Source organism: Methylobacterium sp. Leaf456 (assembly GCF_001425465.1).
In the GTDB taxonomy this organism is placed as follows: domain Bacteria; phylum Pseudomonadota; class Alphaproteobacteria; order Rhizobiales; family Beijerinckiaceae; genus Methylobacterium.
Genome location: NZ_LMQV01000023.1, coordinates 299,610 through 319,541, shown reverse-complemented (window position 1 = coordinate 319,541; position 19,932 = coordinate 299,610). Strand labels below are relative to the sequence as shown.

General features: G+C 70.9%; 19 protein-coding genes. 15 read left to right on the top strand and 4 right to left on the bottom strand.

The genetic code is table 11. The features are described from left to right. Positions 1-138 precede the first annotated feature (138 nt). From ASG52_RS15085 to ASG52_RS15075, 3 genes are all read left to right on the top strand, one after another. Positions 139-507: a hypothetical protein gene (locus ASG52_RS15085; RefSeq protein WP_056244639.1), complete on the top strand. Its 369-nt coding sequence runs from the start codon at positions 139-141 to the stop codon at positions 505-507. 269 nt (positions 508-776) lie between these two features. Further along, positions 777-1,757 carry a helix-turn-helix domain-containing protein gene (locus ASG52_RS15080; protein ID WP_056244763.1) on the top strand — a complete coding sequence of 327 codons (981 nt, stop codon included), beginning with the start codon at positions 777-779 and terminating at the stop codon, positions 1,755-1,757. A gap of 13 nt (positions 1,758-1,770) precedes the next feature. Next, entirely contained in the window at positions 1,771-3,072 is a 1,302-nt protein-coding gene (locus ASG52_RS15075) for an MFS transporter (RefSeq protein WP_056244632.1), read from the top strand. Here the strand turns inward: ASG52_RS15075 and carA are convergent. Further along, on the bottom strand, positions 3,018-4,262 hold the full coding sequence (gene carA / locus ASG52_RS15070) for a glutamine-hydrolyzing carbamoyl-phosphate synthase small subunit (RefSeq protein ID WP_056244629.1): 1,245 nt from the start codon (positions 4,260-4,262) through the stop codon (positions 3,018-3,020). The genes ASG52_RS15075 and carA overlap by 55 nt on opposite strands. Before the next feature lie 193 nt (positions 4,263-4,455). On the opposite strand from carA, the gene ASG52_RS15065 reads away from it, so the two are divergent. Beyond that, entirely contained in the window at positions 4,456-4,914 is a 459-nt protein-coding gene (locus ASG52_RS15065) for a GatB/YqeY domain-containing protein (RefSeq protein ID WP_056244760.1), read from the top strand. Between the two features lie 3 nt (positions 4,915-4,917). Here ASG52_RS15065 and ASG52_RS15060 read toward each other — a convergent pair whose 3' ends face one another. Both ASG52_RS15060 and ASG52_RS15055 read right to left on the bottom strand, forming a co-directional pair. Beyond that, positions 4,918-6,072, bottom strand: coding sequence for an L-dopachrome tautomerase-related protein (locus ASG52_RS15060; protein ID WP_056244626.1), 1,155 nt, complete (start codon positions 6,070-6,072; stop codon positions 4,918-4,920). Positions 6,073-6,256: 184 nt separating this feature from the next. Beyond that, positions 6,257-7,168, bottom strand: coding sequence for an SMP-30/gluconolactonase/LRE family protein (locus tag ASG52_RS15055; protein ID WP_056244756.1), 912 nt, complete (start codon positions 7,166-7,168; stop codon positions 6,257-6,259). A 164-nt stretch (positions 7,169-7,332) separates the two neighbouring features. Between ASG52_RS15055 and dnaG the strand changes: the two genes are divergently transcribed. The 3 genes from dnaG (at position 7,333) to ASG52_RS15040 (ending at position 12,017) form a co-directional block, all read left to right on the top strand. Further along, the gene (gene dnaG / locus ASG52_RS15050; protein ID WP_056244623.1) at positions 7,333-9,240 is read left to right on the top strand and encodes a DNA primase; all 1,908 of its coding nucleotides are present in this window, start codon (positions 7,333-7,335) and stop codon (positions 9,238-9,240) included. A gap of 210 nt (positions 9,241-9,450) precedes the next feature. Continuing rightward, on the top strand, positions 9,451-11,451 hold the full coding sequence (gene rpoD, locus ASG52_RS15045) for an RNA polymerase sigma factor RpoD (protein WP_056244620.1): 2,001 nt from the start codon (positions 9,451-9,453) through the stop codon (positions 11,449-11,451). 191 nt (positions 11,452-11,642) lie between these two features. Further along, positions 11,643-12,017: a hypothetical protein gene (locus ASG52_RS15040; protein ID WP_056244617.1), complete on the top strand. Its 375-nt coding sequence runs from the start codon at positions 11,643-11,645 to the stop codon at positions 12,015-12,017. 104 nt (positions 12,018-12,121) lie between these two features. Here ASG52_RS15040 and ASG52_RS15035 read toward each other — a convergent pair whose 3' ends face one another. Continuing rightward, complete coding sequence (locus ASG52_RS15035; RefSeq protein WP_056244614.1) at positions 12,122-14,779, bottom strand: heparinase II/III domain-containing protein; 2,658 nt, start codon at positions 14,777-14,779, stop codon at positions 12,122-12,124. 141 nt (positions 14,780-14,920) lie between these two features. Here ASG52_RS15035 and flgB point away from each other — a divergent pair, with 141 nt between their 5' ends. From flgB to flgH, 8 genes are read left to right on the top strand one after another with little or no spacing between them, the layout of a single operon-like run. Next, positions 14,921-15,307, top strand: a complete 387-nt coding sequence (flgB, locus tag ASG52_RS15030; protein ID WP_056244611.1) for a flagellar basal body rod protein FlgB — start codon at positions 14,921-14,923, stop codon at positions 15,305-15,307. After that, the gene (flgC, locus tag ASG52_RS15025; RefSeq protein ID WP_056244609.1) at positions 15,304-15,720 is read left to right on the top strand and encodes a flagellar basal body rod protein FlgC; all 417 of its coding nucleotides are present in this window, start codon (positions 15,304-15,306) and stop codon (positions 15,718-15,720) included. The genes flgB and flgC overlap by 4 nt, the downstream gene beginning before the upstream one ends. Positions 15,721-15,730: 10 nt before the next feature. Next, a complete protein-coding gene (gene fliE, locus ASG52_RS15020) occupies positions 15,731-16,066 on the top strand; it encodes a flagellar hook-basal body complex protein FliE (protein ID WP_056244606.1) in 336 nt (111 codons plus the stop codon). Positions 16,067-16,078: 12 nt separating this feature from the next. Continuing rightward, a complete protein-coding gene (gene flgG, locus ASG52_RS15015) occupies positions 16,079-16,867 on the top strand; it encodes a flagellar basal-body rod protein FlgG (protein WP_056244604.1) in 789 nt (262 codons plus the stop codon). Between the two features lie 59 nt (positions 16,868-16,926). Further along, a complete protein-coding gene (flgA, locus tag ASG52_RS15010) occupies positions 16,927-17,448 on the top strand; it encodes a flagellar basal body P-ring formation chaperone FlgA (protein WP_056244601.1) in 522 nt (173 codons plus the stop codon). Continuing rightward, positions 17,448-18,590 carry a flagellar basal body P-ring protein FlgI gene (gene flgI, locus ASG52_RS15005; protein ID WP_056244599.1) on the top strand — a complete coding sequence of 381 codons (1,143 nt, stop codon included), beginning with the start codon at positions 17,448-17,450 and terminating at the stop codon, positions 18,588-18,590. Before flgA ends, flgI begins: the two co-directional genes overlap by 1 nt. After that, positions 18,587-19,183: a MotE family protein gene (locus tag ASG52_RS15000; RefSeq protein ID WP_056244596.1), complete on the top strand. Its 597-nt coding sequence runs from the start codon at positions 18,587-18,589 to the stop codon at positions 19,181-19,183. Before flgI ends, ASG52_RS15000 begins: the two co-directional genes overlap by 4 nt. Further along, entirely contained in the window at positions 19,183-19,896 is a 714-nt protein-coding gene (gene flgH, locus ASG52_RS14995; protein WP_056244593.1) for a flagellar basal body L-ring protein FlgH, read from the top strand. Before ASG52_RS15000 ends, flgH begins: the two co-directional genes overlap by 1 nt. The last annotated feature ends 36 nt before the right edge of the window (positions 19,897-19,932 follow it).

Below are 19,932 nucleotides of genomic sequence, written 5' to 3'. Positions count from 1 at the left end.
CCTCGCGGAAGCGGGACGCCGGGTCAATCGATCGGGACGCCCGGTCAATGCCGCCCGCCGCCCCCTGCCCTACACGCGGCAGGGGGGAGCCGCGAAGCGCGGGTCCCGCGGACGATCCGACGGAAAGCCTTATCGACCATGCTGCGCAAAGCCGTGAGCCTCTCCCTCCTCGCCGTGACGCTGCTGGCCCCGCTGCCGGTGCTGGCGCAAGGCAAGCAGGACTTCACCATCGTCAACCGCACCGGCTACCAGATCGACGAGGTCTATGTCGGCCCGGTGAGCCAGCGCCACTGGGGCGAGGACGTGATGGGCAAGGACGCGATCGGCGACGGCGAGAGCGCCGACATCACCTTCAACGGCGGCTCGAAGGCCTGCAAGTGGGACATCAAGGTCGTCTACAATGACGGCGACGAGTCCGAGTTCCGCGAGGTCAACCTGTGCAACGTCAGCACCGTGACCCTGTTCTGGAATCGCAAGGCCGGCACGACGCGCGCCGTCGTGGAGTAGTCTTGCGGTCGGGCCGCGCGGGAAGAGGGGGCTCTCGTCGCCCGCGCGGCTTAGAGTGCTTACAAAATTCCCGTTCGCCGTCGGCTTCCTGTTCGGACTCGCCAACGCAGCGGGAGTTTTGTGACAGACACTTGGGCGGAATTTGCACAGGACCGTGAACGCGTTACGCAGTCTGGCGGCTTGCCAGTCCAGCCGGCGCGACGGATAAGCTCGGACGAGGCTTCGTCTTGCATCCGCGGGAGAACGGGCCGGCTTTCTCGGTCTTGCCCGTGCCGTCCCAAGCCTTCACCTTCTCGTCCACCGACGTGCCGGACGGCTTCGAGCGATACCGCGAGCTGTACAAGAGCGGGTCCGACGTCGCGGCGGCCGGTGCCGGCTTCAGCGCCTCCGTCAAGGCGCATCAGGTCGGCCGCCTGCTGGTGTTCGACCGGCATCTGCGCGCGGTCGAGCACAGCCGCGATCCCGCCCGCGTGCGGCGCGACGGCTTCGACCATTTCACGCTCCAGCTCCTGCGGGCGGGCCGCTTCCACGGCGGCGCCCTCGGCGACGAGCAGCGCATGCGGCCGGGCGAGGTGGTGCTGTTCGACATGACGCGCCCGCAGCGCACCCGCGCGGACGACGCCCGCTTCGTCACCATCTCGATCGCCCGTGAGCCGGTGGAGCGCGCCGCGCCGAACGCCCGGCGCTATCACGGCCAGCCGCTGCCCGCCGCCGCCTCGGGGCTGCTCGGCGACCTGATGGTGTCGCTGGTGCGCCGCGGCGCGACGCTGCCGCCGACGGCCTCCCACAGTTCGGCCCGGGCGCTGGCCGAGCTGCTCGCCGGCGCGATGGGCCAGGTCGAGCCCGTCGGCGACGCCTCCGCCCTGGTGCTGGCCACGCAGCGCCTGGAGCGGGCCCAGGCCTGCATCGCGCAGCGCCTGTCCGATCCAAGGCTCGATGCCGAGGCGGTCGCCGCCGCCGCGGGCCTGTCGCGCAGCGTCCTCTATCGCCTGTTCGAGCCGTTGGGCGGCGTGGCGCAGTTCATCCTGGCCCGGCGGGTGGCCGCGCTCGCCGCGGCGCTCCGCAACCCGGACGAGACGCGCTCGATCACGACGCTGACCTACGATCACGGTTTCTCCAGCGAGAGCCATTGCAGCCGCGCCTTCCGCGCCGTCCACGGCCAGCCGCCGGGCCGTTTTCGTGAAAGCGTGCGCGCGGCGCGCCCGGCGGGCGGGGATCTGATGCACGCGTGGTTCCGATCGCTCGCCTGACCGCCTCGATCTGATGACCCGATCCGATGGCCTGTCCGGCTGGCCGCTGGTCGTGCTGCTGGCAGCGACCCAGCTCACCGCCTTCGCCGACCGCTTCCTCCTGACGCTCGTGGCGACGCCGGCCAAGCAGGCGCTGGCGCTCAGCGACACGCAGCTCGGCCTGCTCCAGGGCTCGGCCTTCGTCCTGCCCTACGCACTGATCCTGCCCTTCCTCGGGACGCTCGCCGACCGCGGGCGGCAGCGCGGGCTGCTGCTCGCCGGCCTCGCACTGTGGAGCGGCGCCACCGCCGCCTGCGCGCTGGCGGACGGTTTTGCAGGACTGCTCGCGGCGCGGCTCGTGCTCGGGATCGGGCAGGCGGCGGTCGCGCCCACCGCCCTGTCGCTGCTGGCCGCGCGGCTCGACCGGCGGCATCTCGGCCGCGGCGTCTCCGGGCTCACCACGGGCGCCGCGCTCGGCCGCAGTCTCGCGCTGCTGCTCGGCGGGCTCGTGCTCGGCTGGCTCGTGGCCCGCGACGCGCCGCTGCTGCCGGGGCTGGCGCCGTGGCAGACGCTGTTCGTCCTCGCCGTGCTGCCGAATTTTTTGCTGGTTCCGCTGCTGATCGGAGTGCGCTCGACGCCCCGGCCGGTCCGCCCGGTGAGCACGCGGGTTGCGCTGGCCTGGATCGGGCGGCGGCGCGGCGCCTACCTCGCGACGGCTGGAGCCGCCACGGCCTCGGTGCTGATGAGCCAGACGCTCGGAGCCTGGGCGCCGACCTTCTTCGTACGCCGCTTCGGCCTGACGCCAGCCGAGAGTGGGCTCTGGCTCGGGCTGACCGCGGTCGCGGCGGCGCCGCTCGGCCATCTCGCGGGCGGCGCCCTCCTCGACCGCCTGCGCCGGAACGGGCGGAAAGATGCCGCGCCCCGCCTGCTGGCACTCGCGCTGCTTCTCGCGGTGCCGACGACGGCGCTCGCCGGCCTGTCGGCGAGCTTCACGGCCTCGCTCGTAGGGTTCGCCGCCCTCGTCATGGTGCTCGGCGTGGCGAGCCCCGCTTGGCTATCCGGCCTTCAGCTCCTGACGCCGCGGGCGCTGCGGGGCCGGGTCAGCGGGTTGTTTCTCGCCGCCGTCACCCTGGTCGGCCTCGGCACCGGGCCGGCGCTCGTCGGGCTTCTCAGCGACCGGGTGTTCGGGGAGGACGGCCTGGGGTGGGCCCTGGTCGTCCTCTTCGCTTGCGTCGGCGGTCTCGGGGCGCTGGCCGCGACAGCGGCGCGGCGCCAGTGGCCTCAGCCGTCCTTGCGGTTCTCGCGCATCAGCGTCACGAAGCGCTCGAACAGGTAGTGGCTGTCGCGCGGGCCCGGCGAGGCCTCCGGGTGGTGCTGCACCGAGAAGGCCGGGCGGTCGGTCAGCGACAGGCCGCAATTCGAGCCGTCGAACAGCGAGACGTGGGTCTCGACCGCGGTGTCCGGCAGGCTTTTCGGATCGACCGCGAAGCCGTGGTTCATCGAGACGATCTCGACCTTGCCGGTGGTGTGGTCCTTCACCGGATGGTTCGCGCCGTGATGGCCCTGACCCATCTTCACCGTGCGCCCGCCGAGCGCGAGGCCCATGAGCTGGTGGCCGAGGCAGATGCCGAAGGTCGGGACCCGCTCGTCGAGGAGCTGGCGGATCACCGGCACGGCGTATTCGCCGGTCGCGGCCGGATCGCCGGGGCCGTTCGACAGAAAGACGCCGTCGGGCTTCATCGCCATGATCTCTTGCGCCGTCGTCGTGGCCGGCACCACGGTCACGTCGCAGCCGGCCTCCGCCAGCAGGCGCAGGATGTTGCGCTTCACGCCGTAATCGATCGCGACGACCCTCAAACCCTCGCCCGCCGCCCGCGAGCCGTAGCCGCCCTTCACCGCCCAGACGGTCTGGGTCCAGGCCGAAGTCTCGCGCGAGGTCACCGGCGGCACGAGGTCGAGGCCCTCCATCGGGGCGAGCGCGGCGGCCCGCGCCTTCAACGCCTCGCGGTCGAACTGCCCGCCGGGATCGTTGGCGATGACGGCGTTGGGCATGCCGTGGTCGCGGATCAGCGCGGTCAGCGCGCGGGTGTCGATGCCGGTGATGCCGACGATGCCGCGGGCCTTGAGCCAGCCGTCGAGATGCGAGGAGGAGCGCCAGTTCGAGGGCTTGGTGACGGCGGACGCGATCACCGCGCCGCGCACGCCCGAGGCTGGGGCCTGATCCAGGCTCTCGAGATCCTCGTCGTTGGTGCCGACATTGCCGATGTGGGGGAAGGTGAAGGTGACGATCTGCCCGGCATAGGACGGATCGGTCAGGATCTCCTGGTAACCCGTCATCGCGGTGTTGAAGCAGACCTCGCCGTCGGCGACACCCTCATGGCCGATGCCGAAACCTTCGAGCACGGTGCCGTCGGCGAGCACGAGCAACGCCGTGGCCAGCGGCTCGGCCCAGGGTTCGGGAGTCTTGGTCTCGGGGGTGTTGCGCGCGGGATCGGCGCGCAGGGTCGCGGGTTCGTCTTGCAGCATGGGTCCGATCCGGCTTATGTCCGCCGCCTCGCGCGGCCCACATGGTAAGGGCCGCGGGGATGTGCGGGATCTTAGGCCCGGCTCATAGCGAGCCCGCGGCTTCGGGGTCAACTTGGTCGCGCCCGTGCGTGACCGCAACGCGCTGGACAAGCTGGCCAGCCCCGCCCTCAACTCAGCCTGGAGCCGGACCATCATGCTGCGCGCGCGCATCACCGCCGAGATGAAGGAGGCCATGAAGGCCCGCGAGCAGCAGAAGCTCTCGACGATCCGCATGATCCAGGCGGCGCTCAAGGACAAGGACATCGAGGCCCGTGGCCTCGGCAAGGGCGAGACGAGCGACGAGGACATTCTCGCCCTGCTCCAGAAGATGATCAAGCAGCGCCAGGAGGCCGCAAACGTCTACGAGCAGGGCGGCCGGCCCGAACTCGCCGAGTCCGAGCGGGCCGAGGTCCAGATCATCCAGACCTTCCTGCCGCAGCAGCTCGACGAGGCCGAGACCAAGGCCGCCATCGCGGACGCCATCGCCGAGACGGGTGCGGCCGGCCCGAAGGACATGGGCAAGGTCATCGCCGCGCTGAAGGGCAAGTATACCGGCCGCATGGATTTCGGCCGCGCCAGCGGGCTGGTGAAGGACGCGCTAGCGGGGAAGTGACGGTCAGGCTGGCCCCGCGTCGATCTTCATGCGGAAGATCGCGTAGGGCGGCTGTTGCCGGTCCACGCCCTTGTTGTGCTCCGGGCGGCGATTCGCCTGGGCGGCGGAGAGGTAGAGCCAGCCGTCCGCGGTGATCCAGAACGTGTCGGGCCAGACCAGATTCGGATCGCGGGCGATGACCTCGATCCGCCCATCCGGATCGCGCCGGCCGATGGCGCCGAACTCCTGAAGGCTGAGATAGACCCGGTCGCGCGAATCGGCGGCGAGCCCGCCGGTGAGGCCCTTCTCGCCGAGGTCGCGCACGATCTCGGCCACCGACGCGTCGTCGCGGGCGGGGTCGAGGAGCGCCGCGGTCTCGACCGCGTAGAGGCGCCGGCTCATCAAGGGCGTGTAGTACAGGCGCGCGCCGTCGGGGCTGAGCGCGATGCCGTTGGCCCCGCCCTGGATCGGGCTCGTCGTCCCGTCGGCCTTGCGCTTCAGCAAGACGCGGCCCTCGACGATCTTCAGCGTGCCCTCGACCGAGCGCGTGCTGGCGTGATCGGAAAGCCGCCGCAGCGCCCGGCCGCTCGCCAGATCGACGGCGATCAGGGCGCCCGCCCCGTCCTGGCCCTGGTCGGTGATGTAGGCGACCTCGCGGCCCGGCCGCGCATCGACCCGCAGATCGTTCAGCGACGAGGTTTCGGTCACGACATCCTGCAACGGGATCGTCCGGGTGATCGCGTCGGTCGCCAAATCGATGCAGACGAGCTTGGCCGCTCCCGGCACCGGCGTGCCGGACGAGGCCATCAGCCCGGCATCAAGCAGCCACAGCCGCCCACGGACATCGACCACGCCGTTGGGGACGTGGAACAGCCGCTCCCCCGCCTTGGCCGGATCAGGGCGGTTGGCCGCCTCGCTCGGATAGGGGACGACGCGGCCGTCGGGAAAAACCTCGCCCACGGTGAAGACCGTGCGGTCGTCGAAGCGGGGCATGAACAGGAACATCCGGCCGTCCGGCGCCAGCGTCAGCCCGGTCGGCGTCGTCGGCGCCTGCGCGGCAACGATCAATTCGAGCGGGCCGGTGCCGGGCTCGGCCAGGGCCGAACGAAACCCAGTGAGGCTCGCAGTGAACAGGCCTGCCGCGCCGCCGAGGAGGTGGCGCCGTCCGATGCTCGTCATTCGGTATCCTCTCGGAGCCTGTTTACCCATCCCACCCACCCCCTCATCCTGAGGTGCTCCGCGCAGCGGAGCCTCGAAGGAGGGCTCCAGGGATCGCGCGCGAACTGGAGCCCTCCTTCGAGGCTGCTTCGCAGCACCTCAGGATGAGGGGAATGGGTTGGAGGAAGCGGTCGAAAAAAGACCGTCACCCCGGAATCCCGGCCCCGCGCACCCGCGTCTCGACCGCCAGCACCTTGGGTCCGGCGCAGATGTACAGCCGGCGCCCGTCCGGCCCGCCGAAGGCGATGTTGGCGCAGGGGCCCTCGGTCGGGATGCGGCCCAGAAGCGTGCCATCCGGGCTCCACACCCGCACCCCCTCGCCGGTCCCGGAATAGAGGCGGCCGTCGGTGTCGGTCTTGAGCCCGTCGGGCACGCCGGATTCCAGCCGGGCGAAGACGCGGCCGTTGGAGAGATTTCCGCCTGCCACGTCGAGGGCCCGGATCGTCCGCGGCATCGACCCATCGGGCGCCCCGCCGCTCTCGGCGACGTACAGAATCCGGCCGTCCGGCGAGAAAGCGAGTCCGTTGGGTTGATGGAAATCGGTGGCGACCGCCGCGAGCGTGCCGTCCGGCGCGAGGCGGTAGACGAAGCTTCCGGCCTGCTCCGAGGGGCGCGGCGCGCCCTCCGCGGCTTGGGTGATGCCGTAGGTCGGGTCGGTGAACCATACGGCTCCGTCGCCGGCGACGATGGCGTCGTTGGGCGAATTGAGCCGGCCGCCCCGATAGCGCTCGGCCAGCACCGTGAACGACCCGTTGGATTCTTGCCGCACCACGCGGCCGGTGCGGTGCTGGCAGGTGATGAGCCGGCCTTGGCCGTCGATCGTGTTGCCGTTGGCGTTCTCCGACGGATCGCGAAAGACCACCGGAGTGCCGCCGTCGGGGATGCGCATCATCCGATTGCGGCGGACATCGCTGAAGACGAGGCTGCTCAGCGACGGCACCCAGACCGGCCCCTCGCACCATTCCCCGTCCGAATAGAGCGTCCGCACCTCCGCGTCTGGGGCGAGGATCGCGGCGAGCCCGTCGGCGGCGCGCGCCGCGAAGGGCGCCAGCAGCATCAGCCCGAGGAAGGGGCGGCGGGTGAGGGAATGAGCCGTCATCGGCCCGCCAACGCGCCGGGCGGGCGAAGGCTCCGGCGGCGAGACTCCGTTAGGCACTCGGCGCTAAACTACACCCCCACGCCGGAGGGCGTCCGCGGTCGGCCATCGAAGCGAAAAGATCCGTGCGCTACCCGCCCCACATCCTCGAAGAGATCCGCACAAGGCTGCCCGCCTCCGACGTGGTCGGGCGGCGGGTGAAGCTGAAGAAGGCCGGCCGCGAATGGCGCGGCCTGTCGCCGTTCAACGCGGAGAAGTCGCCGAGCTTCTACGTGAACGACCAGAAGCAGTTCTACCACTGCTTCTCCTCCGGCAAGCACGGCGACATCTTCACCTTCCTCATGGAGACGGAAGGCGTCAGCTTCCCCGAGGCCGTCGAGCGACTGGCGGGCGAAGCCGGGGTCAGCTTGCCGAAGATGACCGTCGAGAGCGAGCAGGCCGAGGCCCGCCGCACCGGCGCGCTCGACATCATGGAATTGGCCGCGCTCTATTTCGAGGAGCAGCTGCGCGGCCCCAACGGGGGCGAGGCCCGCGCCTATCTCGACCGACGGGGCCTGGGCGAAACCACGCGAAAAAAATTCCGGCTCGGCTATGCCGGTGGCGCCCGCTACGGCCTGCGCGACCACCTCGCCGGCAAGGGCGTCGAGCGCGACACGATGCTCGAACTCGGGCTGCTGGCCACCGCCGAGGGTGTGGCCGTGCCCTACGACAAGTTCCGCGACCGGGTGATGTTTCCGATCCGCGACGTGCGCGGGCGGGTCGTCGCCTTCGGCGGCCGGGCGATGCAGGCCGAGGCCAAGGCGAAGTACATGAACTCGCCGGAGACGCCGCTCTTCCACAAGGGGCGGATGCTCTACAACCTCGATCTGGCCCGGAAGAGCGCCCACGACCGCTCGCGCATCGTCGCGGTGGAGGGCTACGTCGATGTCATCGCCATGACGTTGGCGGGCTTCCCCGAGACGGTGGCACCGCTCGGCACGGCGCTCACCGAGGACCAGCTTGCCCTGCTGTGGCGCCACGCCGACGAGCCGATCCTGTGCTTCGACGGCGACGGCGCCGGCCAGCGCGCCGCCTTCCGGGCGCTCGACGTGGCCCTGCCGATGCTGGAGCCCGGCAAGTCGCTGCGCGTCGCCATGCTGCCGGGGGGCCAGGACCCGGACGACCTCGCCCGCTCCGGCGGTGCCGCCGCGATCGACGCGGTGCTGGCCTCGGCCCAACCGCTCGTCGACGTGCTGTGGGCCCGCGAGACGGCCGCCGGCGCCCTCGACACGCCCGAACGCCGGGCGGGTCTGGCCAAGACCCTGCGCGAGGCGGTGGCCGGCATCCGCGACGAGACGGTCAAGCGCTTCTATCGCGACGAGATCGAGGGGCGGCTGCGCGGACTCTCGGGACGGCCGGAGCGCGCCGAGAGCGGTTATTCCGCAGGGCCGCGCGTCCCCCGCGCCCCGTTCCAGCGCCGGCCGCGCCCCGGCGATCCGCCGCCTTCGCCGCGCATCGTCACCGGCTTCAACCCGCTCCTGAAGGTCACCACCCAGGCCCCCGTGCAGGGCGGACGCTTGGCCAAGCGCGAGGCGATGATCGTGGCGAGCCTGCTCGCCCACCCGGAACTGCTCGGGATCGAGGAGGAGGCGCTCGCCGCCCTCGAACTCGTCAACCCGGACGCCCAGGCCCTGCGCGACCTGCTGCTGGAGCGCGCGGCGGACGTGGATGCGCTGGAGCCGGAACTGATGGAGGCGCGCCTGCGCCGGGCCGGTCTGGAGGAGGCGCATGCGCGGCTGACGGCCCTGGTCACGTCCGGCGACCGCTGGATGCTCGATCCGCATGCCGATCCGGCGCGCCTGGAACACACCCTGCATCAGGCGGTGATCTTGCACCGGCAGGCGGGAGCGCTACATAGCGAACTTCACCAAGCTGAGCGCGCCCTTGCCGAGGATGGGTCGGAAGCCCATTTCGCGTGGCTCTGCGACGTGCAGCAGCAACTCGCGGTGATCGCCGCAGCGGAAGCCGAAGCGGAGGTCTCCCGGGACGATTGATTTCGCGCGAGCGTGGCCCCGCTGCGACGGCGGCAGGCCGGTCGTTATGGTTAACGGACGGTCAAGGGACGTCAGGCTAGAGCGAATGCAACGAGAATCGGCGCGGGCACTCGACAAGCGCGCCATTCCCCTACATTGCGACGTGTCTTTCGCGGGGAGCGCGCGGGCTCGAAAAGCCCCGGCCGCCGTCACGAGAACAATAGGCTGAGCATGGCAACGAAGGCAACCGAGCGGGACGATGCGGACTCCGCCCAGGAGCAACCGACGGACGGTCCGCTCCTCGACCTGACGGATGCCGCCGTGAAGCGGATGGTGAAGCTCGCCAAGAAGCGCGGCTACGTCACCTACGAGGAGATCAACGAGGTCCTTCCCGACGGTCAGGTGGACGGCGACCAGATCGAGGACGTGCTCGCCCAGCTCGACGACATGGGCATCCGCGTCGTCGAGGCCGAGGAGTCCGAGGAGACCGCGACCGAGGCCAAGGCCAACGGCGAGGCCTCCGAGGACGAGGAGGCGTCCGAGGGCGGCGAGGTCGCCGAGACCACGACGGCGCGCGCCGTCACCGTCGCGACCCCCACCGCCAAGGAGCCGACCGACCGCACGGACGATCCGGTGCGGATGTACCTGCGGGAGATGGGCTCGGTCGAGCTGCTGTCGCGCGAGGGCGAAATCGCCATCGCCAAGCGCATCGAGGCCGGCCGCGAGGCGATGATCGCCGGCCTGTGCGAGAGCCCGCTGACCTTCCAGGCCATCATCATCTGGCGCGACGAACTCGTCGACGGCAAGGTGCTGTTGCGCGACATCATCGATCTCGAAGCGACCTACGCCGGCCCCGACGCCCGCGGCGCGCCGCAGGCGCCCGAGGAGGGCGCGGAGGAGTCCGAGGAGGCCGAGGGCCCCGTCCCGCCGGAAGGCGGCGACGACGAGGACGACATGGAGAACAACGTGTCGCTCGCGGCCATGGAGGCCGAGATCAAGCCGCGCGTGCTCGAGACCTTCGACAACATCGCCTCGAACTACCGCAAGCTGCGCAAGCTCCAGAACGAGGAGACCGAGCTGAAGGCGGGCGGCGGCACGCCGACGGCCGCGCAGGGCAGGAAGCAGGCGGAGCTGAAGGACATCGTCGTCACCGACGTGAAGTCGCTCTCGCTCAACGCCAACCGCATCGAGGCCCTGGTCGAGCAGCTCTACGACATCAACAAGCGCCTCATCTCGCATGAGGGCCGCCTGATGCGCGCCGCCGAGAGCCACGGCGTCGCCCGCGACGAGTTCCTGCGCCACTACCAGGGCTGGGAACTCGATCCGAACTGGATGCAGCGCGTCGCCACGCTCGGCGGCAAGGGCTGGAAGAACTTCGTCGAGCGCGGCGGCCGTCAGGTCGCCGACCTGCGCGAGCAGATCCTGACGCTCGCCTCCGAGACCGGCCTTCAGATCGGCGAGTACCGCAAGATCGTCTCGATGGTCCAGAAGGGCGAGCGCGAGGCCCGTCAGGCCAAGAAGGAGATGATCGAGGCCAACCTCCGCCTCGTGATCTCGATCGCCAAGAAGTACACCAACCGCGGCCTGCAGTTCCTGGACCTGATCCAGGAGGGCAACATCGGCCTGATGAAGGCGGTCGACAAGTTCGAGTACCGCCGCGGCTACAAGTTCTCGACCTACGCCACGTGGTGGATCCGGCAGGCGATCACCCGCTCGATCGCCGACCAGGCCCGCACGATCCGCATTCCGGTGCACATGATCGAGACGATCAACAAGATCGTCCGCACGTCGCGGCAGATGCTGCACGAGATCGGCCGTGAGCCGACTCCGGAGGAGCTGGCCGAGAAGCTGGCCATGCCGCTGGAGAAGGTGCGAAAAGTCCTGAAGATAGCCAAGGAGCCGATCTCCCTCGAGACGCCTATCGGCGACGAGGAGGATTCGCATCTCGGCGATTTCATCGAGGACAAGAACGTCGTCCTGCCGATCGACGCGGCGATCCAGTCGAACCTGCGCGAGACCACGACCCGCGTGCTGGCCTCGCTGACGCCGCGCGAGGAGCGGGTCCTGCGCATGCGCTTCGGCATCGGCATGAACACCGACCACACCCTCGAAGAGGTCGGCCAGCAGTTCTCGGTGACCCGCGAGCGCATCCGCCAGATCGAGGCGAAGGCGCTGCGCAAGCTCAAGCACCCGAGCCGGTCGCGCAAGCTGCGCAGCTTTCTCGACAACTGATACGGTCTGCGGACCCAGGCATCGGCCGCCCCCTCGGGCGGCCGTTTGCGTTTCGGCGGCGAGTCTTGCCAGGGCATGGCCCAAAAGGTTCCCGCCCGCGTCACAAAAAACCCAGACTTGCCCGGCATCCCAGGGTCTCACGAGGCCGGGACGCCAGAATCACCGGTCGGCTCGTTTTGGGGGTTTGCCGGATGACGTTCGACGACGCGCGCGACGACTTCTCGCGCCTGCACCGCCAGTTCACGCTGCATCTCGGGGTGGCGGTCGGCCTGTCGTGGCTGACGGCGCTGTACGCGGCGGCGTATGCCCCGTGGGTGCGCAACATCCGGGCGCTGATCGATCCCGCCGGCCCGCTGCGGGTCGAGAGCACGCTGTCCTACCTGTTCGTGCTGCCCGCCGTGCTGACCTTCGCCTGGGCCTCCGCCTATTTCGGCCGCGAGACCATGCGCCGGTTCCAGACCCTGCCGAACCAGACGCTCGAATTCGCCGCCGCGGCGGCCGTCGCCTTCGGCGTGTTCTACCTGTCGATCGACCGCGCCGTCGCGGTTCTCCTGGCCGGCTTCTAAAGCCCTTACCAAGTTGCACGGACCGAGGTCCGTGCGTCCGGCGGACGACCGCCGCTCCACATTCGTGGAGGCAAGCGACGATGAGATCTTCGTCGTCGCTTGATTCAGCCCCCCTCCGTCAGCCGCCGCACGGCGTCCGTCCCGAGCAGCCGCACGAGGCGGCGTTCGGCCTCCGCGTCGACGGCAAGCATCATGCCGCCGCAGACGCTGCCGCGGCCGTGAAAGGCGTAGCGTAGAACCGGCGCCGCCCGCAGGCTGCCGTTGCCCGCGGCGACGAAACCCTGCATCCGCCCCGGCCGGTCGCTGCGCCCGATCACCACGTCGAGCCCCGCCGCCTGCCCCGTCACGGTCCAGGGCTGGAGGTCGAGCCGCCCGCCATCCTGCCGCGCCAGCGCCCGGCGCGGGCCCGACAGGGCGACGAGGGTCTCGGGCGGCAGGTGCAGCAGCCCTTCGAACGCGATCGCCCGGCCCGCCGCGTCGCCGACCCGCACGAAGCGGTCCAGCACCGCCAGCCCGTAGAGATCGTCGAGGACGAGGAACAGGCGGGCATGCGCATAGTCCGGCCCGTGAACGGTGCTGGCGAAGGCCAGCAGACGCCCGCCGTCGAGATCGAGCCGCCCGAGGGGCCATGACCGCCCCGCCATCGGCTCGCGCCCGTCGGGAATCGCGACATTGTGGGCGCGGGGCGAGAGCAGGTAGTGGCGCGCCGGCCCCGTCTCAGTTCCCTCTCCGCCGCCCTCCACGATCCAGCGTGAGCCGCCCGTGGCGAAGACGAAGGAGGTAGCGTCGCGGTGCTCGGGCAGCGACTGACCGGCATGCTGGCAGGCAAAGTAGGCCCAGCCCCGCTCCGGCCCGTCGTAGCGCAGGACCGTGACGTCGCCCGCCTCCGCGGGCTCGGCGGGCGCCTCCCCGCGGGCGGCGAACAGTTCCGACGACTCGGACACGGCGAGCCGGGCGATCCAGCCGGCATGGTCGATGGCGGTGGCGCCGTCGCCGAAGGGCGGCAGGCGCCCGCCCGGATCGAGCAGCCGGGCGAGGCCGGGCAGAGAAGCCGCGACGCGGGCCGCGATCGTCGGGCCGGGCGCCGTGTCGCCGAGCGCTTCGGCCACGCCACGGCCCAATCCCAAAAGATCGAGCCGGCGCTGCACGGCGGATTCGGCGAAGCGCCCGTCGGCGCTCAGCAGCGCGTCGAAGCCCTGATCCAGGCTGCGGCGGGCCAGGGTCTCCCAGAACGGCGCGAACGGGAAGGCCGGCAGCGCGCGGGCCAGCGCCAGCAGGGCGGCCGCCGCCTGAAGGCCGGGGAGCCCGCGGGCGAGGGTGTTCGCCCCGACGATCTCGGCGAGCGCGAAACCGTGCCGCGCGGCCTCCGCCGCGATGGCGTCGCGATCCTCGCCCTCGTCGAGGAGGAGGCTCGCCAGCACCTCGGCGCGGGGGGCGAGCGCGGCCGGATGCAGGCTCAGCGGGTCGCTCGGCTGGCCCCAGGGGTTGGCCGCCGACCAGGACGCGGCGAGCCCACGGGCGCGGGCGATACCTTCCGGCTGGCCGGCGAGCGGGAGGAGCCACGTCAGCGACTGGTAGACGAGGCGCCATGCAACGGTGCGAAACGGGTCTTCACGCCAGTCCGGCACATCCGAAAAGGTCCAGTCCGGCAGGCCGGCGAGGCCGAGGGCGACGCCGCCCTCCGGGTCGAGCCGGGCGCTGCGGTCGGGTCCGGCGCGCAGCGCACGAGCGCGGGCGAGCGGGGCGACCCCCTCACCGATCGGGGCGAGCCAGCCCGCGGGCGCATCCTCGGACAGGCCGAGCCGGTCGGCGAGGCGGGCGAGGAAGGCCGGGGCATCGAGGGCGTCGTCGCCGCACAGGCTCTCCAGCCGCAGGTCGTCTTCGAGCGCGAGTTCGGGCACGCCGATCAGCTCGGCACCGGTCGGACGCTCCGCATCCTCCCACGGGCCGAGATGGAGATCGACCGCCGCCGCCCCCGTGGGCGGGCGCAGGTCCAGGGTGAAGCGGCGCGCCTGGGGCACCGCGGCGAGGTTGAACACCGCCCCGAGCCCCGGCACCGAGAGCGCACCGGGATAGGGCGGCGCCATCTCGGCGCCCGCGCCGTCACGGTAGACGAGGCGCACCCGCGCGGCGTGCTCGTCGGGCACCGGGGCGTAGAGCTGGCCGCGCAGCGCCAAGGCCACGCCGTCCGGCAGCGCGAAGTGCAGCGACAGCGGGCTCTCGTCGAGCAGGCGACGGCGCGGTGCCGCGGCCGGATCGGGCTCGCCCACGAGGATCACCGCATCGGACACGGTGACCGGGGCGGTGTTGCGCCAGGAGCGCACGGTGACGGCGAGGTCGCGGGCCTGATCGGGCATGCGGAAGGCGACGCGCACCAGATCATCTGCGAGCGCCGGCCCCGGCACCCAGGCGGCGTGCGGGTCGAGCAGGCTGCGCACCAGCCCCGGCACGTGGTCGAGATCGAGGCTCGACCCGTCGCCGGCCAGGAAGTCGAAGCCCAGCGCGAGGCTGTCGGGGCTGAGGCTGGACGCTTCCGCTTCGTCGTAGGCCAGCGCAAGGCGCAGGCAGGCCCAGGCGCCGGGGCGTAGGCGCTCGAAGCCGAGCACGGCGCGGGCGAAGCGATGGTGCGAGGCGACGACGTGCCAACCCGCGCGCCCACCGGGCCCGGCGCCGCCGGCATAGCGGGCCGAGACCGGCACGCGCAGGCTCACGGCCTCCCCGGCATCGCTCTCCGGACTCGGGTCTTCGTCGCGTGCGTCCATCAGGGCAGGCGCACCGGGCGGGGGCTCCCTGTCAAGCCGGGAGCCAGCCCCGTGCAAGATTGCCGACCTAAACCCCGGGAAGACGAGGGGGCTTCCCCCCTTTGAGCCACCGACGGGCCCTTTCAGGAGGGGGACGTTGCCATGACGACGGGCGTCTACCTGTTCGACCTCGCCTCGCAGCACGCGCGCTACCTCGCGGTGCGGCAGGCCACCATCGCGGGCAACGTCGCCAACGCGAACACCGCCGGCTACAAGGCCCGCGACGTGGTGCCCTTCGCCCAGGTGCTGGCGAAGACCGGCCTCGACATGCAGATGACGGCGGGCCGCCACATCGAGGGACAGGGCGCCCGCATCCCGGTGCGCACCGATTCCGGCGGCGGCTGGGAAACCCTCGAAACGGCGACCGGGGTCAGCCTGGAGCAGGAGATGCTCAAGGGCGGCGAGGTCTCGCGCCAGAGCAGCCTCGACAACGCGGTGGTCAAGTCGTTCCACCGGATGCTGATGTCGGCCGTGCGGAGCGGGTCATGATCGATCCGCTGCTCTCCGCATCCCGGCTGGCTGCGGCCGGACTCCAGGCCCAGTCGGTGCGCATGCGCGTCGTCTCGGAGAACCTCGCCAACGCGCAATCGACCGGTGAGACGCCGGGTGCCGACCCCTATGCCCGCAAGACGGTGACGTTCCGGGCCGAACTCGACCGCGCCGCCGGCTTCGCCTCGGTGCGGCTGTCTAAGCTCGACACCGACAAGACCCCGTTCCGCACCGAGCACGACCCGGCCAACCCGGCCGCCGACGAGGACGGCAACGTCAAGCTGCCCAACGTCAACATGCTCGTCGAGATGGCGGACATGCGCGAGGCCAACCGCTCCTACGAAGCGAACCTCCAAGTGATCAAGCAGGCCCGCGCGATGGTCGCGGGCGTGATCGATCTCCTCAAGTCTTGAGACAACAACGATGATCGAGGCACTCACCTCGCTGTCGGCCTTCGACAAGGTCGCCGGCACCTCCTTCGCCGGGGCCGCACCGGTCCAGCGCGCGGCGCTCCCCGTCCAGGCGGCGGCGCCCGCCGCGGGCGCCGACTTCGGCGACATCATGGCCCAGTTCGCCACCCAGGCGCGCGACGCCCTGCGGGTCGGCGAATCGACCTCGATCGCCGGCATCCAGGGCACGGCCTCAGCCCAACAGGTGGTCGAGGCGGTGATGTCCGCCGAGCAGAGCCTCCAGACCGTCGTGGCGATCCGCGACAAGGTGGTGGCCGCCTATCTCGAACTCAGCCGCATGCCGATCTGAGGACCCTGACCCATGCGCGCTCTCGCCATCGCCGCCACGGGCATGTCGGCCCAGCAGCTCAACCTCGAAGTGATCGCGAACAACATCGCGAACCTCAACACCACGGGCTTCAAGGGCGCGCGGGCCGAATTCACCGATCTGCTCTACCAAGCGGAGCGCCAGCAGGGCGCGCCGAACCAAGCGGGCCAGGAGGCGGTGCCGGAGGGCGCGATGCTGGGCCTGGGCGTGCGCGCCGCCGCGATCCGCAACCTGCATCGGCAGGGCCAGCTCGCCAACACCAGCAACCAGCTCGATCTGGCGGTGAACGGGCGCGGCTACTTCCAGATCACCAGCCCCGGCGGCGAGATCAACTACACCCGCGCGGGCGCCTTCAACAAGAACGCCACCGGCCAGCTCGTGACGCTCGAAGGCTATGCTATCGATCCGGCGATCCTGATCCCGCAGAACACCAGCCAAGTGACGATCAACGAATCCGGTCAGGTCTTCGCCAAGGTCGAGGGCCAAGTGGCGCTACAGAACATCGGCCAGTTGACGCTGGCCAACTTCGCCAACGAATCCGGCCTGGAGCCGCTCGGCAACGGGCTCTACCGCGAGACCCCGGCCTCCGGCGCGCCGGTCGTCGGCAATCCCGGCGACGTCAGCTACGGCCGGCTGCACCAGGGCTACCTCGAAGGCTCGAACGTCGATCCGGTCAAGGAAATCACCAACCTGATCACGGCCCAACGCGCCTTCGAGATGAATTCCAAGGTGATCCAGGCCGCCGACGAGATGGCCGGCACCGTCTCGAAGGGCATCCGCTGACGCTGTCTTTCGCGTCGCGACGCCCGCCCTCCCCTCACCCTCGTATCGGCGCGATCCCCATGGCCCGCACGCTTCTCGCCCGCTGCCTGCTCGTCTCCCTGCTCGCCGCCTCGGCGCAGGGGACGGCGCTTGCCGTCGACGGCATGGCCGCCCCCTTGGCGGCCCCCTTGGCCGCCCCCTTGGCGTCCCCCGAGATCATGCTGCCGGTGCCGGTCGTCACGATCTATCCCGGCGACACGATCAAGGAATCGATGCTGCGGATGCAGGCCTATCCCTCGACCTTCAAGGCGCGGGCGGCCGTGATCGACGCGCCGCTCGCCATCGCCGGTCGGCAGGCGCGGCGGATGCTGCTGCCGGGCGAGCCGGTGCCGGTCAACGCCGTCGACGATCCCCGCCTCGTGAGCCGCAACACCCCGACCCAGATGGTGTTCGAGGAGAACGGCCTCGTCATCACCACCGTCGGCTCGCCGCTCCAGAACGGGGGGCTCGGCGAGACGATCCGGGTGCGCAACACCGACACCAACCGCATCGTGCTCGGCACCGTGATGGCCGACGGCCGCATCAAGATCGGCGCGCAGTGATGCTCCGCCGACCGACGCACCGTATCCTCATCGCGGTCCTGCTCGGCCTCGTCACGGGCCTCGGTTTCGCCCTGGTCGCCGGCCCCGCCCGCGCCGCGCCGGGCACCCGCATCAAGGACATCGCCACGCTCAAGGGCGTGCGCGACAACCAGCTGTTCGGCTACGGCCTCGTCACCGGCCTGCAGGGCACCGGCGACACCCTGCGCAACGCGCAGTTCACCGAGCAATCGCTGCAATCGCTGCTCGACCGGCTCGGCATCAACGTGCGCGACGCGCGCCTGCGCACCCGCAACATCGCCGCCGTCATGGTGACCGCCGACCTGCCGCCCTACACCGGCACCGGCTCGCGCATCGACGTCACCGTCACCTCCATGGGCGACGCCACCTCGCTGAAAGGCGGCACCCTGCTGATGACGCCGCTCACCGGCGGCGACGGCCTCGTCTACGCGGCGGCGCAAGGCCCGCTCGCGGTCTCGGGCTTCACCGTGCAGGGCGCGGCTGAGCAGCTGACGCAGGGCGTGCCGACGGCCGGCCGCATCCCCAACGGGGCGCTGATCGAGCGCGAGGTGCCCGGCACGTTCCGCGATCTGCCCGAACTCGTGTTCGAGTTGAAGAACCCCGACTTCAAGACCGCGACGCAGATCTCGGACGCGATCAACGCGTGGTCGCTCGGCGCCTTCGGCCGCCGCATCGCCTCGGCCCGCGACCAGCGCTCCGTCGTGGTGATGCGCGGGCGCCAGATCGCGCAGACCCGGCTGGTGGCCGAGATCGGCGATTTGACGATCCAGCCCGACACCCCGGCCCGCGTCGTCGTGGACCAGCGCACCGGCACCGTCGTGATCGGCCGCAACGTGCAGATCTCGACCGTCGCCGTGACCCACGGCAACCTCACGGTGCGGGTGACCGAGGCGCCCGAGGTGTCCCAGCCCGCGCCCTTCTCCAACGGCCAGACCGTGGTGGTGCCCCGCACCGAGGTCGCCGCCCAGGAGCAGATGGGCAAGCTCGCCATCCTCGGCGGCTCCGACCTCCAGACGCTCGTGCGCGGCCTCAATCAGGTCGGCCTGAAACCCACCGACATCATCGCGATCCTGCAGGCGGTGAAGACCGCCGGCGCGCTGCAGGCGGAGCTCGTGGTCCAATGAGCCGCCTCCCCCACACCCTCGCCCTCTGGCTCGCTCTCTCCGGCGCCGCCTTCGCGGCCGGCGGCGGCGACAAGCCGGATCCGGCGAAAGAGGCCGCGATGAAGGCGCTCGCCATCCGCGATGCGCCGAAGGAGGTTACGGCCCAGGATTACGTCGCCAAGGAGCCGGCGAAGTCCGGCTACTGCGCCAACATCGCCGACGCGGCGGCGGATGCCCGCTTCGCATGGCAGAAGGAGCAGTTGGCGACCCTGGAGCGCCAGGTCGAGGAGCGGATCAAGGCGCTGGAGGAGAAGCGGGCCGAGTACGAGACCTGGCTCAAGCGCCGCAACGAGTTCCTCGCAAAAGCCGACGAGAGCGTGGTCGCGGTCTACGCCAAGATGAAGCCCGACGCGGCGGCGCTCCAGTTCGCCAACATGCCCGAGGAATCGGCCGCCGCGCTGCTGACCAAGCTCAACGCCCGCGCGGCCAGCGCCATCCTCTCCGAGATGGAGGCGACGCGCGCGGCCAACCTCGCCCGCAAGATGTCGGACGCCGGCCGCAAGGACGCTCCGCCTGCGCCCGCGCCGGCCCCGAGAAAGAACGAGAGATCGTGATGCGCAGGCCTTCCCTCGCCCTCGCCGGCTGCCTCGCGCTGAGCGTCGGTGCCTGCCAGACCAACGAGCTCGACCGCCTGGGCCGCGCGCCCGTGCTGACCCCGGTCGGCACCGGGCTCAACGCCCCGCGCGAGCCGCTGCCGACCACCTTCGGCGCGTACGGCCCGCGCCACAGCTATCATTCGACGTGGTCGCCCGCGAGCGCGGACCTGTATCAGGACCCGCGCGCCAAGAACGTCGGCGACGTCATCACGGTGGCCATCGCCATCAACGACAAGGCCCAGTTCGACAACGCGACCGAACGCGAGCGCAGCCAGAAGAGCTTTTTGGGCTTCGATTTCGGCTACGGCGTCTCGGCGCTCAAGGACTCGGCCACCGCCGACACCGGCATCCGCTCCGGCACCTCGACCAAGGGTCAGGGCAACATCGACCGCAAGGAGACGCTCAGCCTCTCCGTCGCCGCGATCGTCACCGAGGTTCTGCCGAACGGCAACGTGATGATCTCGGGCTCGCAGGAGGTGCGGGTCAACAACGAGGTGCGCGTGCTCAACGTCGCCGGCATCGTCCGCCCGCGCGACATCTCGCGCAAGAACACCATCGACTACGACAAGATCGCCGAGGCCCGCATCTCCTACGGCGGCCGCGGCCGCCTCACCGACGTGCAGGGGCCGACGCTGGGCCAGCAGATTTTTGAAAACGTGGCGCCGTTCTGACGATCGGCGCCATCCCACCCTCCCCCTCATCCTGAG